The organism is Azospira restricta (genome assembly GCF_016858125.1).
GTDB classification, from domain to species: Bacteria; Pseudomonadota; Gammaproteobacteria; order Burkholderiales; family Rhodocyclaceae; genus Proximibacter; species Proximibacter restrictus.
Genome location: NZ_CP064781.1, coordinates 2,688,098 through 2,708,013, shown reverse-complemented (window position 1 = coordinate 2,708,013; position 19,916 = coordinate 2,688,098). Strand labels below are relative to the sequence as shown.

Genomic DNA, 19,916 nt, shown 5'->3' with positions numbered 1-19,916 from the left:
CGGCAGCGGAACCGGCCGGCGCATCGCCAGCAACCGCCGGGTCGACGCGAACGGCCCCGGGGAAAGGCCCGGAATCGCCGGCTATAATAGCATCTTTGCATCCCCTTCACGGACCCCCCGAGCATGCCCAGCCTGCCTTCCAAGACCCTGGAAACCTTCCCCAATCCCGCCCCGGAGCGCGATTTCCACATCCACATGGAAATCCCGGAATTCACCTGCCTGTGCCCGAAGACCGGCCAGCCCGACTTCGCCACGCTGATCCTCGACTACATCCCGGAAAAGCTGTGCGTCGAGCTGAAGAGCCTGAAGCTCTACATGTGGTCCTTCCGCGACGAAGGCTGCTTCCACGAGGCCGTCACCAACCGCATCCTCGACGATCTGGTGAAGGCCACCAAGCCCCGCTACATGCGCCTCACCGCCAAGTTCTACGTGCGCGGCGGCATCTTCACCAACGTCGTCGCCGAACACCGCAAGAAGGGCTGGAAGCCCGCGCCGAAGGTCGAACTGGCGAGCTTCGACACCCAATCCAACACGCGAGGCTGAGCCATGACCGAAACCACCCTGACCAAGCGCCAGCCGGCGATCTCCGACGACCAGCTCGACCGTCTCGAGGGGCTGCTCGACGACCCCGCCTTCGACGAGGCGATGCGCCTCGACGAGGCACAGGGCTACCTCTGCGCCGCGCTTGCCGGTCCGGTGCCGGTGCCGGAAGGCGAGTGGCTGCTGGAAATCCTCGGCAGCGAAGCCGGCGTCGCCAGCGAGGCCGGCCAGGAAGCCGCCGCGCTGCTGCGCTGCCTGGCTGCCGACATCGCGATCCAGCTCGCCGACGACGAGCCGCTGATGCTCTACCTCTACCCGCAGGGCGACGAGGACGACGCGCCGAGCGACTACGAGCCGTGGTGCCTGGCCTACCTGCACGGCGTCGACACGGCGGTGGAGGACTGGTTCGAGGGCCTGGCCGACGAGGAAGAGGTCGAGTGGCTCGACGAGCGCCTGTTCCCGCTGATGGTGCTCACCGGCGAGGCCGAGGCCGCCGCCCGCGAGCACGGCGAGGCCTGGCCCGAGGGCGAGGAACTCGCCGAACTGCTGCGCGACTCGGAAGAGGAACTGGCGCGCGCCGTTTCCGAGATCTTCATGTTCTGGGCCGCCAAGCGCGGCCACGGCACGATCCGCCGCAACAACGGCAAGGTCGGCCGCAACGATCCCTGCCCCTGCGGCAGCGGCAGGAAGTACAAGCAATGCTGCGGCGCAGCGGCCTGAGCTGATCCGCCGAGCGCGCCGGAACCCGTGTCCGGCGCGCGTGTCAGACGGTTGCGGGCCGCGCGCCGCGGCGGTGGTCCGCATTCCTCAACCTCAGGAGGCCGATCATGACACGCACAAACTACCCCGCTCTCGCCACCGGTTCCGTTTCCGCCGCCGGCTGCTTCGTCTCCACCAGCCTGACCCCGCCGCCGGTACGCATCGATTCGCCGGCGCTGCAGGTCATGACCGACCTGACCCGCGTCCCTGCCGCCACGATCGCTGCCGGCACGCTCGTCGCCGACGCCAACCAGGCGATGATCCACCGCGGCGTGCGCATGCTCTTCGTCGTCGACGAAGCCAAGCAGCTGCAGGGCGTCGTCACCGCCAGCGACATCCTCGGCGAGCGGGCGCTGCAGGCAGCGCAGAACCTCGGACTGGCGCGCGGCGAACTGCGCGTGTCGCACATCATGACGCCGGCCGCCCGCCTCGACACGATCGAGCTGGCGATGGTCACCCGCGCCGAGGTCGGCCACGTCGTCGCCACGCTGAAGGCCTGCGGCCGCCAGCACGCCTTCGTCGTCGATCGCGACGCACACGGCCGGCAGTTCGTTTGCGGGGTGTTCTCGGCGACGCAGATCGCGCGCCAGCTGGGGATGCCGCTGCCGACCGGCGAAACCGCACGCACCTTCGCCGAAATCGAGGCGGTGCTCTCGGCCGCCTGAGCGAAGGCGCGAGCCCTCCACAAGCCCCCGCGGGGGACGCCTGAATCAGCGGGCGATCAGGCGCTTCGGGTGCAGCCGCCCGGCGCCGTCGCCCAGCCCGAGGCCGAGCAGGCGGCCGCCGGCATAGACCCGGCACGGGCCGACGACATCGGCGGCAACCGGGTTGCCGTTGCCGAAGCGCAGCGTCTGCGCCTCGTCGAGGACGACCGGCGGCAGCCCGGAAAGGAGCGTATCGACGGGCCGCAGCAGCGCCTCCCGGCCCTCCTCCGCACAGGCCTCGATCTCCGCCAGCGTGCGTGCGCCGGCCAGTTCGAGCGAGCCGACCCGGGTGCGCCGCAATGCGGTGAGATGGGCGCCACAGCCGAGCGCGCTGCCGATGTCCTCGGCCAGCGTGCGGATGTAGGTGCCCTTGCTGCAGCGGACGCGCAGCGACACGTCGGTGCCGGCGCAGGCGAGCAGCGTCAGTTCGTGGATGACCACGGCGCGTGCCGCGCGCTCGACCTCGATCCCCTGCCGGGCCAGCTCGTAGAGGGGTTTTCCGTCGCGCTTCAGGGCCGAGTACATCGGCGGCACCTGCTCGATCGCACCGGTGAAGCGTGGCAGCACTGCCCGCAGGTCGGCTTCGCCCACCTGCACCGGCCGCGTCTCCAGCACCTCGCCCTCGGCGTCGGCGGTGGTCGTCGTCACACCGAGGCGCAGCGTTGCCTCGTAGGTCTTGTCGGCGTCGAGCAGGTCGGCGGAGAACTTGGTCGCCTCGCCGAAGCAGACCGGCAGCAGGCCGGACGCCATCGGGTCGAGGGTGCCGGTATGGCCGGCCTTCTCGGCCGAGAACAGGCGGCGCGCCTTCTGCAGCGCGTCGTTGGAGGTGATGCCGGAGGGCTTGTCGAGGAGCAGGACGCCGTCGACCCGCCGCCAGCGGCGCCGGGCAGGCGGGTTCATTCGCCGTCGGCGCCCTTGGCGGGGTCGGCGGGATCGGCGGCTTCCGCGTCGGCACCGTGCAGGCGGTTGGCCTCGTCGATCAGCTTCGACAGGTCGGCGCCGCGTTCGAGCGACACGTCATGCACGAAATGCAGCTCCGGCGTGGTGTGGATGCGGATGCGCCGGCCGAGCTCGCGGCGCAGGAAGCCGGAAGCCTTCTTCAGGCCGTGCAGGATCTCCGGCACCTTGTCGTCGCCGGCGAGCGTGCTGAACCAGACCTTGGCGTGCGCATAGTCCGGCGTCACCTCGACTTCGGTGATGCTGACCATGCCCACGCGCGGGTCCTTCAGCTCGCCGCGGATCAGATCCGCCAGTTCGCGGCGGATCTGCTCGTTGACGCGGTCCTTGCGCGAGAAGCCGGCGGCGTGGTGCTTAGAGCGTCCGGGCAATTTCCTTGATCTCGTAAATTTCGAGCTGGTCGCCTTCCTCGATGTCGTTGAAGTTCTTCAGCGACAGACCGCACTCGAAGCCAGCCTTGACTTCCTTGACGTCGTCCTTGAAGCGCTTCAGCGAATCGAGCTCGCCGTCCCACTGCACGACGTTGCCGCGCAGCAGGCGGGCGCGCGAATTGCGGCGGACGATGCCGTCCAGCACGTAACAGCCGGCGATGGCGCCGACCTTGGAGATGCGGAAGACCTGGCGGATCTCGACGGTGCCGGTGATCTCTTCCTTCTTCTCCGGCGCCAGCATGCCCGACAGCGCCGCCTTCACCTCGTCGACCGCGTCGTAGATGATGTTGTAGTAGCGGATGTCGACGCCGAAGTGCTCGGCGGCCTTGCGCGCGCCGGCATCGGCACGGGTGTTGAAGCCGATGATGACGGCCTTCGACGCCTGCGCCAGGTTCACGTCGGATTCGCTGATGCCGCCGACCGCGGCGTGGATCACGTTGACCTTGACCTCGGAGGTCGACAGCTTGGTCAGCGCATGCACCAGCGCTTCCTGCGAGCCCTGGACGTCGGCCTTGACGATCAGCGGCAGCGACTTGGCCTCGGCCTCGCCCATCGACTCGAGGATGTTCTCGAGCTTGGCGGCCTGCTGCTTGGCCAGCTTGACGTCGCGGAACTTGCCCTGGCGGAAGAGCGCGATCTCGCGCGCCTTGCGCTCGTCGGCGAGGACCACGGCTTCCTCGCCGGCGGCCGGCACCTCGGACAGGCCGAGGATCTCGACCGGGATCGACGGACCGGCTTCCTTCACCGGCTTGCCGTTCTCGTCCAACATCGCGCGGATCTTGCCGAAGACCTGGCCGGCCAGCAGCATGTCGCCCTGGCGCAGCGTGCCGGTCTGCACCAGCATCGTCGCCACCGGGCCGCGGCCCTTGTCGAGACGCGCCTCGATGATCAGGCCCTTGGCCGGCGCTTCCTTCGGCGCCTTCAGTTCCAGCACTTCCGCCTGCAGCAGCACGTTCTCGAGCAGGTCGTCGATGCCCTGGCCGGTCTTCGCCGACACCGGAACGAACGGCGAATCGCCGCCGTACTCTTCCGGCACCACCTGCTCGGCGACCAGTTCCTGTTTCAGGCGGTCGGGATTGGCTTCCGGCTTGTCGATCTTGTTCATGGCGACGACGATCGGCACGCCGGCCGCCTTCGCGTGGTGGATCGCTTCCTTCGTCTGCGGCATGACGCCGTCGTCGGCGGCGACGACCAGGATGACCAGGTCGGTGGCCTTCGCGCCGCGCGCACGCATCGCCGTGAATGCCTCGTGGCCCGGCGTATCGAGGAAGGTGACCATGCCACGGTCGGTCTCGACGTGGTAGGCGCCGATGTGCTGCGTGATGCCGCCGGCTTCGCCGGAGGCGACGCGGGTGCGGCGGATGTAGTCGAGCAGCGAGGTCTTGCCGTGGTCGACGTGGCCCATGACGGTGACCACCGGCGCGCGCGGCTCCAGCGGCACGTCCTTGTGCTCGGCATCGTCCACGAGGAAGGCGTCCGGGTCGTCGAGCTTGGCGGCGAACGCCTTGTGGCCCATCTCCTCGACGACGATCATCGCCGTCTCCTGGTCGAGCACCTGGTTGATGGTGACCATCGAACCCATCTTCATCATCGTCTTGATGACTTCGGTGGCCTTGACCGCCATCTTGTGCGCTAGGTCGGCGACGGAGATCGTCTCCGGCACGTGCACTTCGCGCACCAGCGGCTCGGTCGGCGCCTGGAAGGCGTGCTCGCCGTCGTCGCGCTTGCCGTGCTTGCCGCCGCCCTTGCCGTCGCGCCAGCCGCTGCCGGCGTCGCCGCCGCGCGTCTTGATGCCGCGCTTCTTCGCATTGTCGGTCCAGGCGCCCTTCTTCTCGTCCTTCTTGGCGTCCTTGCCCTTGGCACCTTCCGGCTTCGCCGGACGGTGCAGGGTCTTGTCCTCGGCCGGCTTCTCGGCGGCGCTCTGCGCCGCCGCCGCCTTCGCGGCCTCCGCGGCGCGCGCGGCGGCGGCCTTTTCCTCGGCTTCCAGACGCAGGCGCGCCAGTTCCGCCTGGCGCTCCTGGCGTTCCTTGAAATCGGCGGCCTGCCGCTCGGCCAGCGCCGAGGCGCGACGGGCTTCCTCCTCGCGCTGGCGCACTTGCTCTTCGCCGATCACCGAGGCCAGCGAAGGCTTGGCCACGCGGGTGGACTTGGCCGGCTTCGCCGGCTGCTCCGGCGCGGGCGCCGGCGTCTCCTCGACGACGACCGGGGGCGGCGCTTCGACGACCGGCTCCGGCGCGACGACGACCACCGGTTCCGGCTCCGGCGCGACGACGACCGGTTCGAGCGCCGCTGCAACCGGGGCCGCAGCGGCGGCAGCGGCCGCCGCCTCGGCGGCGAGCTCGGCCGGGTCGCGCTTGACCAGCACGCGCTTCTTGCGCACCTCGACCTGCACCGTGCGGGTCTTGCCCGACGAGTCGTGCGCCTTGATCTCGCTGGTCTGCTTCCTGGTCAGCGTGATCTTGTTCTTCGACTGCGCCTCGCCATGCGCCTTGCGCAGGTAGTCGAGGAGCATCGACTTGTCGGCTTCGGTGAGCAGGTCTTCGACGCTCTTCTTGTCGACGCCGGCCTTCTTCAGCTGCTCGAGCAGGGACGTCGCGGGGAGCTTCAGCTCCCCGGCGAACTGGGAAACACTTGTTTGCGCCATATCGGTTTCTTCTCCCTGTCGCTTACTCGAACCAGTGCGCGCGCGCGTTGGTGATCAGCTGTTTTGCACGTTCGGCATCGATGCCGGTCATTTCGGTGAGTTCGTCGACGGCGAGGTCGCCCAGGTCGTCACGGCTCTTGATGCCGTTGCCGGCCAGCTTCGCGGCCAGCGTCTTGTCCATGCCGTCGAGGTTGATCATCTCTTCCTCGACGCCCTCGAGCTGCTCCTCGGTGGCGATCGCCTCGGTCAGCAGCACGTTGCGGGCGCGCTCGCGCAGCTCCTGCACGGTGGCTTCGTCGAAGGCCTCGATCTCGAGCATCTCGTGCAGCGGCACGTAGGCGATCTCCTCCAGCGTCGAGAAGCCTTCGTCGATCAGGATGTCGGCGACCTCCTCGTCGACGTCGAGCTTCTCCATGAACAGCACGCGGATCGCGGCGGTTTCGGCTTCCGACTTCTTCTGCGACTCTTCCTCGGTCATCAGATTGATGTTCCAGCCGGTCAGCTCGGAGGCCAGCCGCACGTTCTGCCCGCCGCGGCCGATGGCGATGGCCAGGTTGTCTTCGTCGACGACCACGTCCATGCTGTGCTTCTCCTCGTCGACGACGATCGACGAGACCTCGGCCGGGGCCAGCGCGCCGACCACGAACTGCGCCGGATCGGCCGACCACAGCACGATGTCCACGCGCTCGCCGGCAAGCTCGTTGGTCACCGCCTGGACGCGGGCGCCGCGCAGGCCGACGCAGGTGCCGATCGGGTCGATGCGCTGGTCGTTCGACTTGACCGCGATCTTCGCGCGCATGCCGGGGTCGCGGGCGGCGGCCTTGATCTCCATCAGGCCGTCGTCGATCTCCGGCACTTCCAGGTTGAACAGCTTCATGATGAATTCCGGCGCGGTGCGCGACAGGATCAGCTGCGGGCCGCGGGCCTGGCGGTCGATCTTCAGCAGGTAGGCCTTGACGCGGTCGCCGATGCGCAGGTTCTCCTTCGGGATCATCTGGTCGCGCGGCAGCAGCGCCTCGACCTTGCCCGACTCGATGATCGCGTTGCCGCGCTCCATGCGCTTGATCGTGCCGGAAACGATATGCTCGCCGCGCTCGAGGAAGTCGTTGAGGATCTGCTCGCGCTCGGCGTCGCGGATCTTCTGCAGGATCACCTGCTTCGCCGCCTGGGCGCCGATGCGGCCGAAGTCGATCGGCTCCAGCGGCTCCTCGATGAAGTCGCCGACCTGGAATTCCGGATCCTCGACCAGTGCCGCCGAGATCGGCACCTGCAGGTGCTCGTTCTCGAAATCGTCGTCGGCGACCACCTCCCAGCGGCGGAAGCTCTCGAAGTCGCCGGTCTCGCGATCGATCGCGACGCGCACGTCGGCCTCCTCGTGGATCCGTTTCTTGGTCGCCGAGGCCAGCGCCAGTTCGAGGGCGCCGAACACGATGTCCTTGGAAACGTTCTTTTCACGCGCCAGCGCGTCGACCAGCAGCAGAATTTCGCGGCTCATTATTTATTAACCTCCTGTTGCCAAGCTCAGTCGAACTTGGGGACCAGCCGGGCACGTTCGATGTTGCCCAGATCCAGTTCTGCCTCGCCCGAGTCGAGGACGAGACGTACCTTGCCGTCCTGCAGCCCCTGCAGGACACCATTGAAATTGCGACGACCGTTGAAGGGAATGCGCAGCTTGAGATGCACTTCCGAACCGGCGAAGCGTTCATAGTCGGCCGGCTTCTTCAGCGGCCGGTCGAGCCCCGGCGAGGACACCTCGAGCCGGTCGTAATCGACGTTCTCGACGGTCAGCACGCGCGACAGCTGGTTGCTGACGGCGACGCAGTCGTCGATGTCGACGCCGCGCTCCTTTTCCGGCTTGTCGATGAAGACCCGGAGAACGCGCGCGCGCGGGCTCATTTCCAGGTCGACCAGCTCGTAGCCGAGGCCGACGACGGTTTTTTCGATCAGTTCGTGCAGATTCATGCGCTACAAATAAAAAATGGGCGAAACGCCCATCCAGAAAATGCCCTGCCTCAACGGAGGCCGGCGGAAGAAACCCGCGGATTATAACGAAAAATGCGTCCGGATGGCAACGAAGTCGCCATCCGGCGACCTCATTCCGGCTTCGGTCCGCGCCCGCGACCGCGGCGACCGCCGCCGCCCGGCTTCGCCCCGGCCGCCGCCGGCTTGCCCGCCGCGCGCGGCGGACGCCCCGCCCCCTCCGGCCGCCGGGCCGGCGCGCGGTTGCCGTCGGCCTCGCCGCCACCCGCGCCAGCGCCCGAACCTCCGCGACGCGGCGGCCGCGGCTTGCGCGGTGCCGGCGCGCGGTTACCGTCCACTTCCGGCGCAGCCGCGCCGCGTGCCGGACGCGGCGCGCGCTTGCCGTCGGCAGCCCCACGCCCGCGCCCCTGGCCCTCGCCGCCGGAACCGAGGCCGAAGCTCTTCAGCAGCGCCTGCACTTCCGTCTCCTCGAGTTCCTTGGTCTTGCCGCGCTTCAGGTAGGGCGGCAGCAGGAAGGGGCCGTAGCGCACGCGGATCAGCCGGCTGACGGTCGCGCCGACCGCCTCGAACATGCGCCGCACCTCGCGGTTGCGGCCTTCGGACAAGGTCACGCGGTACCAGTGATTGGCGCCCTGGCCGCCGCCATCCTCGATCGTCTCGAAGTGCGCCGGGCCGTCCTCGAGCTCGACGCCCTCGCGCAGCTGCTCGACCTTCTCCTCGGAGAGGTCGCCGAGCACGCGCGCGGCGTACTCGCGCACAAGCTGGTAGCGCGGATGCATCAGCCGGTTGGCGAGCTCGCCCGAGCTGGTGAACAGCAACAGGCCGCTGGTGTTGTAGTCGAGGCGGCCGACGGCGACCCAGCGGCCGCCGTTGATCCGCGGCAACGCATCGAAAACCGAGGCGCGCTTTTCCGGGTCATCGCGCGAGACGATCTCGCCCTCCGGCTTGTGATACATGATCACGCGCGGCAGGCGGCTGGAGAACTTGGCATGCACCAGCTTGCCATTGACCTTGATCCGGTCGTTCGGGCCGACCAGCTGGCCGACGTGTGCCGGCAGGCCGTTTACGCTGATGCGGCCGGCGACGATCATCTCCTCCATCTCGCGCCGCGAGCCGATGCCGGACTGTGCCAGCACTTTGTGCAGCCGCTCGGGTTCGCCCTGCTGCTCGACGCTGGTGCGGCCGCGGCGGCCGCCCGGGGCCGGCGCCTGGCGCGCCTCGCGCGGCGGCTTTTCCTGCGGCAGGCGGTTGCCGTTGACGGCGCGGTCGAGCGCCTCGTCGTCGCCGTAGCGTTCGAAGGCGGCGGGGGTCGTTTTCGCTTTCCCCCCCTGCGGCGGGCGGAAGGGGGTGCGGCGGGATTTGTTAGCCATTGGCCAGTTCCAGTGCTTGGTTGATCTGCTCCAGCGGCGGCAGCTCGGTCAGGCTGCGCAGCCCGAGGTCGTCGAGGAATTTCTTGGTGGTGGCGTAGAGCGCCGGCCGACCCGGCGTGTCGCGGTGGCCGACGGCATCGACCCAGCCGCGCTCCTCCAGCGCCTTGATGATCTGCGAGGCGACGGTGACGCCGCGGATGTCCTCGATGTCGCCGCGCGTCACCGGCTGCCGGTAGGCGATGATCGCCAGCGTCTCCAGCACCGCACGCGAATACTTCGGCGGCTTCTCCGGGTTCAGCCGCGCCAGGTAGCCGAGGTATTCCGGGCGCGTGCGGAAACGCCAGCCGCTGGCGAGCTGCACCAGTTCGGCCGGCCGGCTGCCCCACGCCTCGCGCAGTTCGTCGAGCAGCTTGCGCACGACGTCGGCGCCGATGTCCTCGGCGAACATCTTGCGCAGGTCGCTCACCGACAGCGGTTCCTGGGCGGCGAGCAGCGCCGCCTCGAGCACGCGCTTCAGCTCGTCCGGGTTATTCGGCAGGCTGCCCGGCGCTTCCGCCGGGCTGTTCGACGACGGCTCCAACACTTCTTCCATCGGCCAACCTCACGTAAATCGGGTCAAAGGCTTCGGTCTGCGTAATCTCGACGAGATGCTCGCGCGCCAGTTCGAGCATCGCCAGGAAATGCACGACGACGCCGGCGACACCCATCGCCGGCTCGAACATGCGGACGAACTCGACGAAGCCGTCGGTCTCGCGCAGCTGGCGCAGGATGATGCCCATGTGCTCGCGCACCGACAGTTCCTCGCGCTGCACGCGGTGGTGCTTGTGCAGCTTCGCCTGGCGCAGGATCGTCGCCCACGCGTCCTGCAGATCGGCGACGCTGACGTCGGGGAAGCGCTGCACCATCGACTTCTCGACCCAGATCTCGACCCAGGCGAAGTCGCGCTCGGCCTGCGGCAGCGCGTCGAGCTTGGCCGCGGCGAGCTTCATCTGCTCGTACTCGACCAGGCGGCGGACCAGTTCGGCGCGCGGGTCCTCGACGTCCTCGCCCTCGGCCGCCTTCGGCCGCGGCAGCAGCATGCGCGACTTGATCTCGATCAGCATCGCCGCCATCACCAGGTAGTCGGCGGCAAGTTCCAGGTTGCGCGAGCGCATCGCCTCGACGTAGTCCAGATACTGCCGCGTCAGCGGCGCCATCGGGATGTCGAGGATGTTGATGTTGGCCTTGCGGATCAGGTAGAGCAGCAGGTCGAGCGGCCCCTCGAAGGCATCGAGCATCACCGCCAGCGCATCGGGCGGAATATACAGGTCCAGCGGCAACTGTTCCAGTGGCTCGCCGTAGATGCGCGCCACCGGCTCGGCCGCCGCCGTCGCCGCCGGCACCGGCGGCGGGGGTTCGATGCCGTCGAGGAGGCCGCTCTCGCTCATCTGTCCGTCCTCGCCTGCATCCCGCTCAGCGGTAGCCGAGGCCCATCGCCTCGCGCACGTCGGCCATCGTCTCGCGCGCCAGCTGACGCGCCTTGTCGTTGCCGGCGGCGACGATCTCGCGCAGCAACGCCGGCCGGTCGAGGTAGCGCTGCGCGCGCTCGCGCATCGGCGCCTGCTCCCTGAGGATGCCGTCGATCACCGGCTGCTTGCATTCCAGGCAGCCGATGCCGGCCGAGCGGCAGCCCGCCTGCACCCAGCCCTTGACCTCGTCGTCCGAATAGACCTCGTGCAGCTGCCAGACCGGGCAGCGCGCCGGGTCGCCGGCGTCGGTGCGGCGCACGCGCGCCGGGTCGGTCGGCATGCGCTTGACCTTCTGCGTCACCGACGCCTCGTCCTCGCGCAGCGTGATCGTGTTGTTGTACGACTTCGACATCTTCTGGCCGTCGAGACCGGGCATCTTCGAGGCTTCGGTCAACAGCGCGCCGGGCTCGACCAGGATCATCTTGCCGGTGCCCTCGAGGTAGCCGCACAGGCGTTCGCGGTCCTCGTGCGCGAGATTCTCGACCTCGTCGAGCAGCGCGTGCGCCTTGGCCACCGCGCCTGCGTCGCCGTCCTGCTGGAAGCGTGTGCGGAAGTGCTCGTAGCTGCGCGCGCGCTTGCTGCCGAGGCGCTTCACCGCCTCCTTCGCCTTCTCCTCGAAGCCCGGCTCGCGGCCGTACATGTGGTTGAAGCGGCGCGCCAGCTCACGCGTGAATTCGACGTGCGGCAGCTGGTCCTCGCCGACCGGCACCTTGTCGGCGCGGTAGATCAGGATGTCGGCGCTCATCAGCAGCGGGTAGCCGAGGAAGCCGTAGGTGGTCAGGTCCTTGTGCGTCAGCTTCTCCTGCTGGTCCTTGTAGGTCGGCACGCGCTCGAGCCAGCCGAGCGGCGTCATCATCGACAGCAGCAGATGCAGTTCGGCGTGCTCCGGCACCTGCGACTGGATGAACAGGACCGCCTTCTCCGGGTCGACGCCGGCGGCCAGCCAGTCGATGACCATGTCCCAGGTGGCGCCGTCGATGCCGCGCGGATCGTCGTAATTCGTCGTCAGCGCGTGCCAGTCGGCGACGAAGAACAGGCAGGGATAGTCGTGCTGCAGCCTGACCCAGTTCTTGAGGACGCCGTGGTAATGGCCGAGATGCAGGCTGCCGGTGGGGCGCATGCCGGAAAGGACGCGTTCCTGGTACATGTTCGATTAGGTCGGTAACTGGAAAATCGTTGCGATGAGGAGCGTGACGGCATTCATCAGCGGCCGCAGCACGTCGCCAAGGATACCGGTAAACAGCAGCACGAGGAGGATCGGGAAGCCCCAGCGCTCGAGCTGTGCGAACTTCCACGCCGCCCGGTGCGGCAGCAGGCTGACCGCGATGCGACCGCCGTCGAGCGGCGGCAGTGGCAGCAGGTTGAGCACCATCAGGCTGACGTTGATCAGCACGCCGATCTCGGCCATGCGCGCCATCGGCAGGCTGAAGTAGTTGAGCGGCAGCAGCCAGGCGAGCTTCATCACCGCCGCCCAGAACAGCGCCATCGCGAGGTTGGCGCCGGGACCGGCGGCGGCGACCCAGAGCATGTCGCGCTTCGGGTTGCGCAGGTTGCCGAAGTCCACCGGCACCGGCTTCGCCCAGCCGAACAGAAAGCCGCCGGTGGAAACGATCAGGATCAGCAGCGGCACGACGATGGTGCCGATCGGGTCGATGTGCTTCAGCGGATTGGCGGTGATCCGCCCTTCGCGCCAGGCGGTCGGGTCGCCGAAGTGGCGCGCGACGTAGCCGTGCGCGGCTTCGTGCAGCGTGATCGCCAGCACCACCGGCAGCGCGGCGATGGCGATCGATTGCGCAACGGCGTAGAAATCCATGCCGCTACTCGAAGGCGAACGGCGCGAGGCTGCCGCGCCCGGCGCGGACCAGCACCGGCTGGCCGCCGGTAAGGTCGACGACGGTCGTCGGCTCGGTGCCGCAATGGCCACCGTCGAGGATCAGGTCGAGCTGGCCGTCGAGGCGGTCCTGGATCTCCCAGCCTTCGGTCAGCGGCGCCTCGTCGCCGGGCAGGATCAGCGTCGTCGTCAGCAGCGGCTCGCCGAGCGCGGCGAGCAGCGCCAGCGCCACCCGGTGCTCGGGAACGCGCAGGCCGATCGTCTTGCGCTTCGGGTGCAGCACGCGCCGCGGCAGTTCCTTGGTCCCTTCCAGGATGAAGGTGTAGCTGCCCGGCGTCGTCGCCTTCAGCAGCCGGTACTGCGCGTTGTCGACGCGGGCGTACTGGGCGATCTCGGAAAGGTCGCGGCACATCAGCGTCAGGTGGTGGCGTTCGTCGACCTCGCGCAACGCGCGGATGCGGTCGACCGCCGCCTTGTCGCCGAGGTGGCAGCCGAGCGCATAGCAGGAGTCGGTGGGAAAGGCGACGATGCCGCCGGCGCGCACGATCGCCGCCGCGCGCTCGAGGTAGCGCGGCTGCGGATCGTCCGGGTGAATCTGCAGGTATTGGGTCATGCGCCGGTCAGAAGGATTCCCAGACCGGCTTCAGCCCGTCCGGCAGGTAGCCGAGCATGCCCAGATCGACGTAGCTTTCCTGCGGCCCGTGGAAGTCCGAGCCGCGCGAGGCGAGGAAGCCGAATTCGCGCGCCAGCCGGCTGAAGACGCCGACGTCGTCGAGCGAATGACTGCCGGAGACGACCTCGATCGCCTGCCCGCCGAGGTCCTTGAACTCGCCGAGGAAACGCCGCAGCGCACCGGTCGACAGCTTGTAGCGCGCCGGATGGGCGACCACCGCGATGCCGCCGGCGCCGTTGATCCACTGCACGCAGTCGGCGACCGAGGCCCAGCGGTGGTCGACGTAGCCCGGCCGGCCCGGCACCAGGTAGGACTCGAAGACGCTGCGCACGTCCTTGCACACCTTCGCCTCGACCAGGTAGCGGGCGAAGTGCGCGCGCGAAATCAGGTTCGGGTTCTCGGCGTGGCGCATCGCGCCGTCGAAGGCGCCGCCGATGCCGATCTTCTCCAGCTCGGCCGCCATCCGCCGCGCGCGGTCGACGCGGCCGGAACGGATACCTTCCAGGCCGGCGTTCAGCGCGCCGTCGGCGGGATCGAAATTGAGGCCGACGACGTGGATCTGCAGCCCTTCCCACTCGATCGAGATCTCCACGCCGGAGACGAAGGCCATGCCCATCGCTTCCGCCGTCGCGCGCGCGGCGGGCAGGCCGGCGATGTCGTCGTGATCGGTCAGCGCCAGCAGTTCGACCCCATTCGCGGCAGCGCGCCGGGCCACCTCGGCCGGCGCGAGCAGGCCGTCGGAAGCGGTCGAATGGCAGTGGAGATCTACGTTGGGCACGTTAGGAGCGGCTCGAAAGAAGCCGCGAATGATAGCACAGCGGGCTGAGCGGCCCGCCGCAGGGGCTTGCGCGGGCACCGCGGCGGGCGGCGCCCGGCGCGCCGGTCAGCTCATCTGCGACTGCAGGTAGTTCTCGAGACCGACCTGCTTGATCAGGTCCAGTTGCGTTTCCAGCCAGTCGACATGCTCTTCCTCGTTCTCCAGGATGTCCTCGAGCAGGTCGCGGGTGACGTAGTCGGCGACGGTCTCGCAATGGGCGATCGCCTCCTTCAGCACCGGCATCGAATGCAACTCGAGCTTCAGGTCGCATTCCAGCATTTCCTTCGGGTTCTCGCCGATCAGCAGCTTGTTCAGCGCCTGCAGGTTGGGCAGGCCCTCGAGGAAGAGAATGCGCTCGATCAGCCGGTCGGCGTGCTTCATCTCGTCGATCGACTCGTGATACTCGTGATCGTTGAGCTTCTCCAGCCCCCAGTTCTTGTACATGCGGGCATGGAGGAAATACTGGTTGATCGCGGTGAGTTCGTTGGTCAGCACCTTGTTCAGGTACTGGATGACTTTCTTTTCGCCTTTCATGACGGCCTCCGGGGTTGGGGGTGCCAATTCAATTTAGCACATCCAGCCCCTGGCACGGGCGGAACTCCGTACTGCCCGCCCGGCCTCCCGCCGCCGTCGTTCAGGCGGCGCGAGCGCAGGCGCAACCGTCGCGCCCGCCGCACTCCTTGTGCAGCATCGAGCGCACGTCCTTGCTGCACTTGCCGCAGCAGGTCGCGACGCCGAGCTCGTCGCGCAGCGCCTTGAAGGTGGTCGCGCCCTGCGCGATCGTCACCGCGATCTGACGGCTGGTTACGGCGTGACAGACACAGACGTACATGGGGTGCTCCATGATCGGTTAATTGCTGATGGGAATTATTATCAATTAGCCGATCAAATGCAAGCGGTTCTCATTTAGAAAATCTCGGGACACCACCGGCCGCCCTCGCCTCCTTGCCAGCGGGCGTACCGAAAAGGTATAGTCCGCCCCGCAAACGGAAGAGAACTGCACCGCAGTCGCCGAAGGCGCAACCGCACCCGCAACCGCTCAGGCAAAAGGACCGTTTCGCAGCATCGAATTCTCTGGAGAGCGATGGCCCGACCGTGCTGGCGGCGCCCATCCACCGAAGGGGCAAGCGGATCGGCCGACCGACCCGCCAATCTCTCAGGTACCAAGGACAGAGGGGTGAGCTTTTTTCGAGCTCGCCCCTTTTTCGTTTCTTGAAACCGATTCAATACCCTCGCCCAAGGGACTGATATGACGCAAAAAACCGTACTCAATGAAGTGCACCGCCAGGCCGGCGCCCGGATGGTCGATTTCGGCGGCTGGGACATGCCGGTCAACTACGGCTCGCAGATCGAGGAGCACCACGCCGTGCGCCGCGACTGCGGCATGTTCGACGTCTCGCACATGTGCGCGGTCGACGTCGTCGGCGCGGACGCCAAGGCCTTCCTGCGCAAGCTGGTGGCCAACAACGTCGACAAGCTGAAGCTGCCCGGCAAGGCGCTCTACTCGGCGATGCTGAACGACGCCGGCGGCGTCGTAGACGACCTGATCATCTACTACCTGAGCGACACCACCTACCGCGTCGTCATCAACGCCGGTACGGCGACCAAGGACCTGGCGTGGATGGAAGCCCGCCGCAAGGACTGGGGGATGGACCTGACGATCACCGAGCGCCGCGACGGCAACGACCCGCTCGGCATGATCGCCGTGCAGGGTCCGAACGCCAAGGCCAAGGTGTGGCAGGTGCTGCCGCAGGTGAAGGCGGCGACCGAGAATCTCGGGCCGTTCTTCGGCGTCCAGGTCGGCGACTATTTCGTCGCCACCACCGGCTACACCGGCGAGGAAGGCTTCGAGATCGCCCTGCCCGCCGGAGAGGCCGCCGACCTGTGGCGCCAGTTGCACGCCGCCGGCGTCGCCCAGTGCGGCCTCGGTGCACGCGACACGCTGCGCCTGGAAGCCGGCATGAACCTCTACGGCAACGACATGGACGAGACCGTGTCGCCGCTCGACGCGGGCCTCGCCTGGACCGTCGACCTGAAATCCGAACGCGATTTCGTCGGCAAGGCGGCGCTCGTCGCCAACGGCCAGAAGGCGCAGTTCCTCGGCCTCGTGCTGCTGGACAAGGGCGTGCTGCGCGGCCACCAGAAGGTGACCACCGCGCACGGCGACGGCGAGATCACCAGCGGCACCTTCTCGCCGACGCTGCAGCAGTCGATCGCGCTCGCCCGCCTGCCGCTCGGCGTGGCGATCGGCGACACCGTCGACGTCGAAATCCGCGACAAGCGCCTGCAGGCGAAGGTCGTCAAGCCGGTCTTCGCCCGCAACGGCAAGGCCGTGGTCTAAGCATTCACCCGAAGGAGAAAAACATGTCGAACGTTCCCGCCAACCTGAAGTACACCGAAAGCCACGAGTGGGTCCGCGCCGAAGCGGACGGCACCGTCACCGTCGGCATCACCGACCACGCGCAGGAAGCGCTCGGCGACCTGGTCTTCGTCGAGCTGCCGGAAGTCGGCAAGAGCTACGCCGCCGGCCAGGAGCTGGCCGTCGTCGAATCGGTGAAGGCCGCCGCCGACGTCTATGCGCCGATCGCCGGTGAGGTGACCGAGGTCAACCAGTCCGCCGCCGACGCGCCGGAGAGCGTCAACCAGGACGCCTACGGCGCCTGGCTGTTCAAGCTGAAGCCGGCCAACGCCGCCGACGTCGACGCCCTGCTCGACGCCGCCGCCTACGCCAAGATCAGCGAGTAATCGGCGCCCGGGGCGAGGCCTACCGGCCTCGCCCCGTTTTTTTTTCCTGTCCTGCCATCCGCCCCGGAAATGCCATGACCGACAAGCTTTCCCTCTCCGCGCTCGAACAGCGCGACGAATTCATCCATCGCCACATCGGCCCGTCGGCCGAGGAAACCGCCGCGATGCTCGCCGCCGTCGGCGCCGCCAGCCTCGACGACCTGATCGCGCAGACCGTGCCGGCGGCGATCCGCCTGCCGGCGCCGCTGCCGCTTGCCGCGCCGCTGCGCGAGCACGAGGCGCTGGCCCGGATCAAGGCGCTGGCCGCGAAGAACGTGGTCCGCAAATCGATGATCGGCATGGGCTACTACGACACGCTGACGCCGAAGGTCATCCTGCGTAACGTGATGGAGAACCCGGGCTGGTACACCGCCTACACGCCGTACCAGGCCGAGATCGCCCAGGGCCGCCTGGAAGCGCTGCTGAACTTCCAGCAGATGGTCGTCGACCTGACCGGGCTGGAACTCGCCAACGCCTCGCTGCTCGACGAGGCCACCGCCGCCGCCGAGGCGATGACGATGGCGCGCCGCGTGTCGAAGTCGAAGTCGAACGTCTTCTTCGTCGACGAGGACTGCTTCCCGCAGACGATCGACGTGGTCAGGACGCGTGCCGGCTTCTTCGGCTTCGAGCTGAAGTTCGGCAAGCCGCAGGACGCCGCCGGCGACGACGTCTTCGGCGCCCTCTTCCAGTACCCGAACGACCGCGGCGAGGCGACCGACCTCACCGCAGCGATCGGCGCGGTGAAGGCCAGGGGCGGCGTCGTCGCCGTCGCCACCGACCTGATGGCGCTGGTGCTCCTGAAGTCGCCGGGCGCGATGGGCGCCGACATCGCCTTCGGCTCGTCGCAGCGCTTCGGCATCCCGATGGGCTTCGGCGGCCCGCACGCCGCCTTCTTCGCCACGCGCGAAGCCAACGTCCGCGCGATGCCGGGCCGCATCATCGGCGTCTCCAAGGACGCGCGCGGCAAGACCGCCTACCGCATGACGCTGCAGACGCGCGAGCAGCACATCCGCCGCGAGAAGGCCAACTCCAACATCTGCACCTCGCAGGTGCTGCTCGCCAACATGGCCGGCATGTACGCCGTCTACCACGGCCCGCGGGGCCTGAAGACGATCGCCGGGCGCATCCACCGCCTGGCCGCGATCCTCGCCGCGGGCCTGCGCACCGCCGGCGTCGAGGTGCTCGGCAAGACCTTCTTCGACACCATCCGCATCGAGCTCGGCGCCCGCGCCGCGACGGTCCATCAGGCCGCGCAACAGGCCGGCTACAACCTGCGCCAGGCCGGCGCCAGCGCGCTCGGCATCGCCGTCGACGAGAAGACGACCGCCGCCGACGTCGCCGCACTGATCAAGCTGATCGGCGGCACCGACGCCGACCTCGCCGCGCTCGACGCGCAGGTCGCCGGCAACGAGCCGGCCGCGGCCCTGCTGCGCGACGACGCGATCCTGACGCACCCGGTGTTCAACAGCCACCACACCGAGCACGCGATGCTGCGCTACCTGAAGAAGCTGCAGAACCGCGACCTCGCGCTCGACCACTCGATGATCTCGCTCGGCTCGTGCACGATGAAGCTGAACGCCACCAGCGAGATGATCCCGGTGACCTGGCCGGAATTCGGCGACATGCACCCGTTCGCACCGCTCGACCAGGCGCACGGCTACCTGGAGATGATCGGCGGGCTGACCGACTACCTGAAGACGGTGACCGGCTTCGACGCCATCTGCATGCAGCCGAACTCCGGCGCGCAGGGCGAATACGCCGGCCTGGTCGCCATCGCGCGCTACCACGCCAGCCGCGGCGAGGGCCACCGCAACATCTGCCTGATCCCGAAGTCGGCGCACGGCACCAACCCGGCCACCGCGCAGATGTGCAACATGCAGGTGGTCGCCGTCGACTGCGACGACAGCGGCAACGTCGACGTCGTCGACCTCCGGGCCAAGGCCGAGCAGCACGCCGCCAACCTCGCCTGCCTGATGATCACCTACCCGTCGACGCACGGCGTGTTCGAAGAGGCGATCAAGGAAATCTGCGCCGTCGTGCACCAGTACGGCGGCCAGGTGTACATGGACGGCGCCAACCTCAACGCCCAGGTCGGCCTGACCTCGCCGGGCTTCATCGGCGCCGACGTCAGCCACATGAACCTGCACAAGACCTTCGCCATCCCGCACGGCGGCGGCGGCCCGGGCATGGGCCCGATCGGGCTGAAGGCGCACCTCGCGCCGTTCATGGCCAACCACGTCGTGCAGGCCATCCCCGGCCCGCACCTGGGCCAGGGCGCCGTTTCCGCCGCGCCCTACGGCTCGGCGTCGATCCTGCCGATCTCGTGGATGTACATCACCATGCTCGGCGGCGAAGGCGTCACGCTGGCGACGAAGACCGCCATCCTGAATGCCAACTACGTCGCGACCAAGCTGAAGGAGCACTACCCGGTGCTCTACGTCGGCGCGCAGGGCCGCGTCGCGCACGAGTGCATCCTCGACATCCGCGGCATCAAGGCGGCCACCGGCATCGCCGAGATCGACATCGCCAAGCGCCTGATGGACTACGGCTTCCACGCGCCGACGGTGAGCTTCCCGGTCGCCGGCACGATCATGGTCGAGCCGACCGAATCGGAGCCGAAGGCCGAGCTCGACCGCTTCGTCGCGGCGATGATTGCCATCCGCGACGAGATCCGCAAGATCGAGAACGGCAGCTGGCCGGCCGACGCCAACCCGCTGAAGAACGCCCCGCACACGCAGGCCGACGTGCTCGCCGCCGACTGGGACCGCCCGTACAGCCGCGAGGAAGCCGTCTTCCCGCTGCCCTTCGTGCGCGACAACAAGTTCTGGCCGAGCGTGAACCGCATCGACGACGTCTACGGCGACCGCAACCTGCATTGCTCGTGCGTACCGATGGCGGACTACGCGGCCTGATCGGCG

Annotated in this window: 20 protein-coding genes and 1 riboswitch; of the genes, 6 read left to right on the top strand and 14 right to left on the bottom strand. The window is 68.3% G+C overall.

Annotation, left to right across the window (positions count from 1 at the left end):
• Positions 1–123 precede the first annotated feature (123 nt).
• The 3 genes from queF (at position 124) to IWH25_RS13060 (ending at position 1,964) form a co-directional block, all read left to right on the top strand.
• A complete protein-coding gene (queF, locus tag IWH25_RS13070; RefSeq protein WP_203386225.1) occupies positions 124–543 on the top strand; it encodes a preQ(1) synthase in 420 nt (139 codons plus the stop codon).
• A gap of 3 nt (positions 544–546) precedes the next feature.
• Positions 547–1,260 carry a YecA/YgfB family protein gene (locus IWH25_RS13065; RefSeq protein WP_203386224.1) on the top strand — a complete coding sequence of 238 codons (714 nt, stop codon included), beginning with the start codon at positions 547–549 and terminating at the stop codon, positions 1,258–1,260.
• A gap of 107 nt (positions 1,261–1,367) precedes the next feature.
• Positions 1,368–1,964: a CBS domain-containing protein gene (locus IWH25_RS13060; protein WP_203386223.1), complete on the top strand. Its 597-nt coding sequence runs from the start codon at positions 1,368–1,370 to the stop codon at positions 1,962–1,964.
• 45 nt (positions 1,965–2,009) lie between these two features.
• Here IWH25_RS13060 and truB read toward each other — a convergent pair whose 3' ends face one another.
• The 14 genes from truB to IWH25_RS12990 all read right to left on the bottom strand — a co-directional run bounded on the left by truB (position 2,010) and on the right by IWH25_RS12990 (position 15,046).
• Positions 2,010–2,903, bottom strand: coding sequence for a tRNA pseudouridine(55) synthase TruB (gene truB, locus IWH25_RS13055; protein ID WP_203386222.1), 894 nt, complete (start codon positions 2,901–2,903; stop codon positions 2,010–2,012).
• A complete protein-coding gene (gene rbfA / locus IWH25_RS13050; protein WP_203386221.1) occupies positions 2,900–3,331 on the bottom strand; it encodes a 30S ribosome-binding factor RbfA in 432 nt (143 codons plus the stop codon). Before rbfA ends, truB begins: the two co-directional genes overlap by 4 nt.
• The gene (infB, locus tag IWH25_RS13045) at positions 3,315–6,035 is read right to left on the bottom strand and encodes a translation initiation factor IF-2 (protein WP_203386220.1); all 2,721 of its coding nucleotides are present in this window, start codon (positions 6,033–6,035) and stop codon (positions 3,315–3,317) included. The genes rbfA and infB overlap by 17 nt, the downstream gene beginning before the upstream one ends.
• A 22-nt stretch (positions 6,036–6,057) precedes the next feature.
• Entirely contained in the window at positions 6,058–7,530 is a 1,473-nt protein-coding gene (gene nusA / locus IWH25_RS13040; protein WP_203386219.1) for a transcription termination factor NusA, read from the bottom strand.
• 26 nt (positions 7,531–7,556) lie between these two features.
• The gene (rimP, locus tag IWH25_RS13035; protein ID WP_203386218.1) at positions 7,557–7,997 is read right to left on the bottom strand and encodes a ribosome maturation factor RimP; all 441 of its coding nucleotides are present in this window, start codon (positions 7,995–7,997) and stop codon (positions 7,557–7,559) included.
• Between the two features lie 131 nt (positions 7,998–8,128).
• Positions 8,129–9,385 (bottom strand): 23S rRNA pseudouridine(2605) synthase RluB, encoded by a 1,257-nt coding sequence (gene rluB, locus IWH25_RS13030; RefSeq protein ID WP_203386217.1) that lies wholly within the window; start codon positions 9,383–9,385, stop codon positions 8,129–8,131.
• Complete coding sequence (gene scpB, locus IWH25_RS13025) at positions 9,378–9,977, bottom strand: SMC-Scp complex subunit ScpB (protein WP_203386216.1); 600 nt, start codon at positions 9,975–9,977, stop codon at positions 9,378–9,380. The genes rluB and scpB overlap by 8 nt, the downstream gene beginning before the upstream one ends.
• A complete protein-coding gene (locus tag IWH25_RS13020; RefSeq protein ID WP_203386215.1) occupies positions 9,913–10,812 on the bottom strand; it encodes a segregation and condensation protein A in 900 nt (299 codons plus the stop codon). Before IWH25_RS13020 ends, scpB begins: the two co-directional genes overlap by 65 nt.
• Positions 10,813–10,837: 25 nt before the next feature.
• Entirely contained in the window at positions 10,838–12,040 is a 1,203-nt protein-coding gene (locus tag IWH25_RS13015; RefSeq protein WP_203386214.1) for a tryptophan--tRNA ligase, read from the bottom strand.
• A gap of 6 nt (positions 12,041–12,046) precedes the next feature.
• A complete protein-coding gene (locus tag IWH25_RS13010; RefSeq protein WP_203386213.1) occupies positions 12,047–12,706 on the bottom strand; it encodes a site-2 protease family protein in 660 nt (219 codons plus the stop codon).
• 4 nt (positions 12,707–12,710) lie between these two features.
• Positions 12,711–13,337: an L-threonylcarbamoyladenylate synthase gene (locus IWH25_RS13005; protein ID WP_203386212.1), complete on the bottom strand. Its 627-nt coding sequence runs from the start codon at positions 13,335–13,337 to the stop codon at positions 12,711–12,713.
• Between the two features lie 7 nt (positions 13,338–13,344).
• Complete coding sequence (locus IWH25_RS13000) at positions 13,345–14,175, bottom strand: 3',5'-nucleoside bisphosphate phosphatase (protein WP_203386211.1); 831 nt, start codon at positions 14,173–14,175, stop codon at positions 13,345–13,347.
• A 105-nt stretch (positions 14,176–14,280) separates the two neighbouring features.
• A complete protein-coding gene (gene bfr, locus IWH25_RS12995; protein WP_203386210.1) occupies positions 14,281–14,748 on the bottom strand; it encodes a bacterioferritin in 468 nt (155 codons plus the stop codon).
• Between the two features lie 100 nt (positions 14,749–14,848).
• Complete coding sequence (locus IWH25_RS12990; protein WP_203386209.1) at positions 14,849–15,046, bottom strand: (2Fe-2S)-binding protein; 198 nt, start codon at positions 15,044–15,046, stop codon at positions 14,849–14,851.
• 232 nt (positions 15,047–15,278) lie between these two features.
• A riboswitch (glycine riboswitch) is annotated at positions 15,279–15,397 on the top strand.
• A gap of 66 nt (positions 15,398–15,463) precedes the next feature.
• Between IWH25_RS12990 and gcvT the strand changes: the two genes are divergently transcribed.
• The 3 genes from gcvT to gcvP all read left to right on the top strand — a co-directional run bounded on the left by gcvT (position 15,464) and on the right by gcvP (position 19,910).
• The gene (gcvT, locus tag IWH25_RS12985; RefSeq protein ID WP_203386208.1) at positions 15,464–16,555 is read left to right on the top strand and encodes a glycine cleavage system aminomethyltransferase GcvT; all 1,092 of its coding nucleotides are present in this window, start codon (positions 15,464–15,466) and stop codon (positions 16,553–16,555) included.
• A 23-nt stretch (positions 16,556–16,578) separates the two neighbouring features.
• Positions 16,579–16,959: a glycine cleavage system protein GcvH gene (gcvH, locus tag IWH25_RS12980; RefSeq protein ID WP_203386207.1), complete on the top strand. Its 381-nt coding sequence runs from the start codon at positions 16,579–16,581 to the stop codon at positions 16,957–16,959.
• Positions 16,960–17,033: 74 nt separating this feature from the next.
• Complete coding sequence (gene gcvP / locus IWH25_RS12975; RefSeq protein ID WP_203386206.1) at positions 17,034–19,910, top strand: aminomethyl-transferring glycine dehydrogenase; 2,877 nt, start codon at positions 17,034–17,036, stop codon at positions 19,908–19,910.
• The last annotated feature ends 6 nt before the right edge of the window (positions 19,911–19,916 follow it).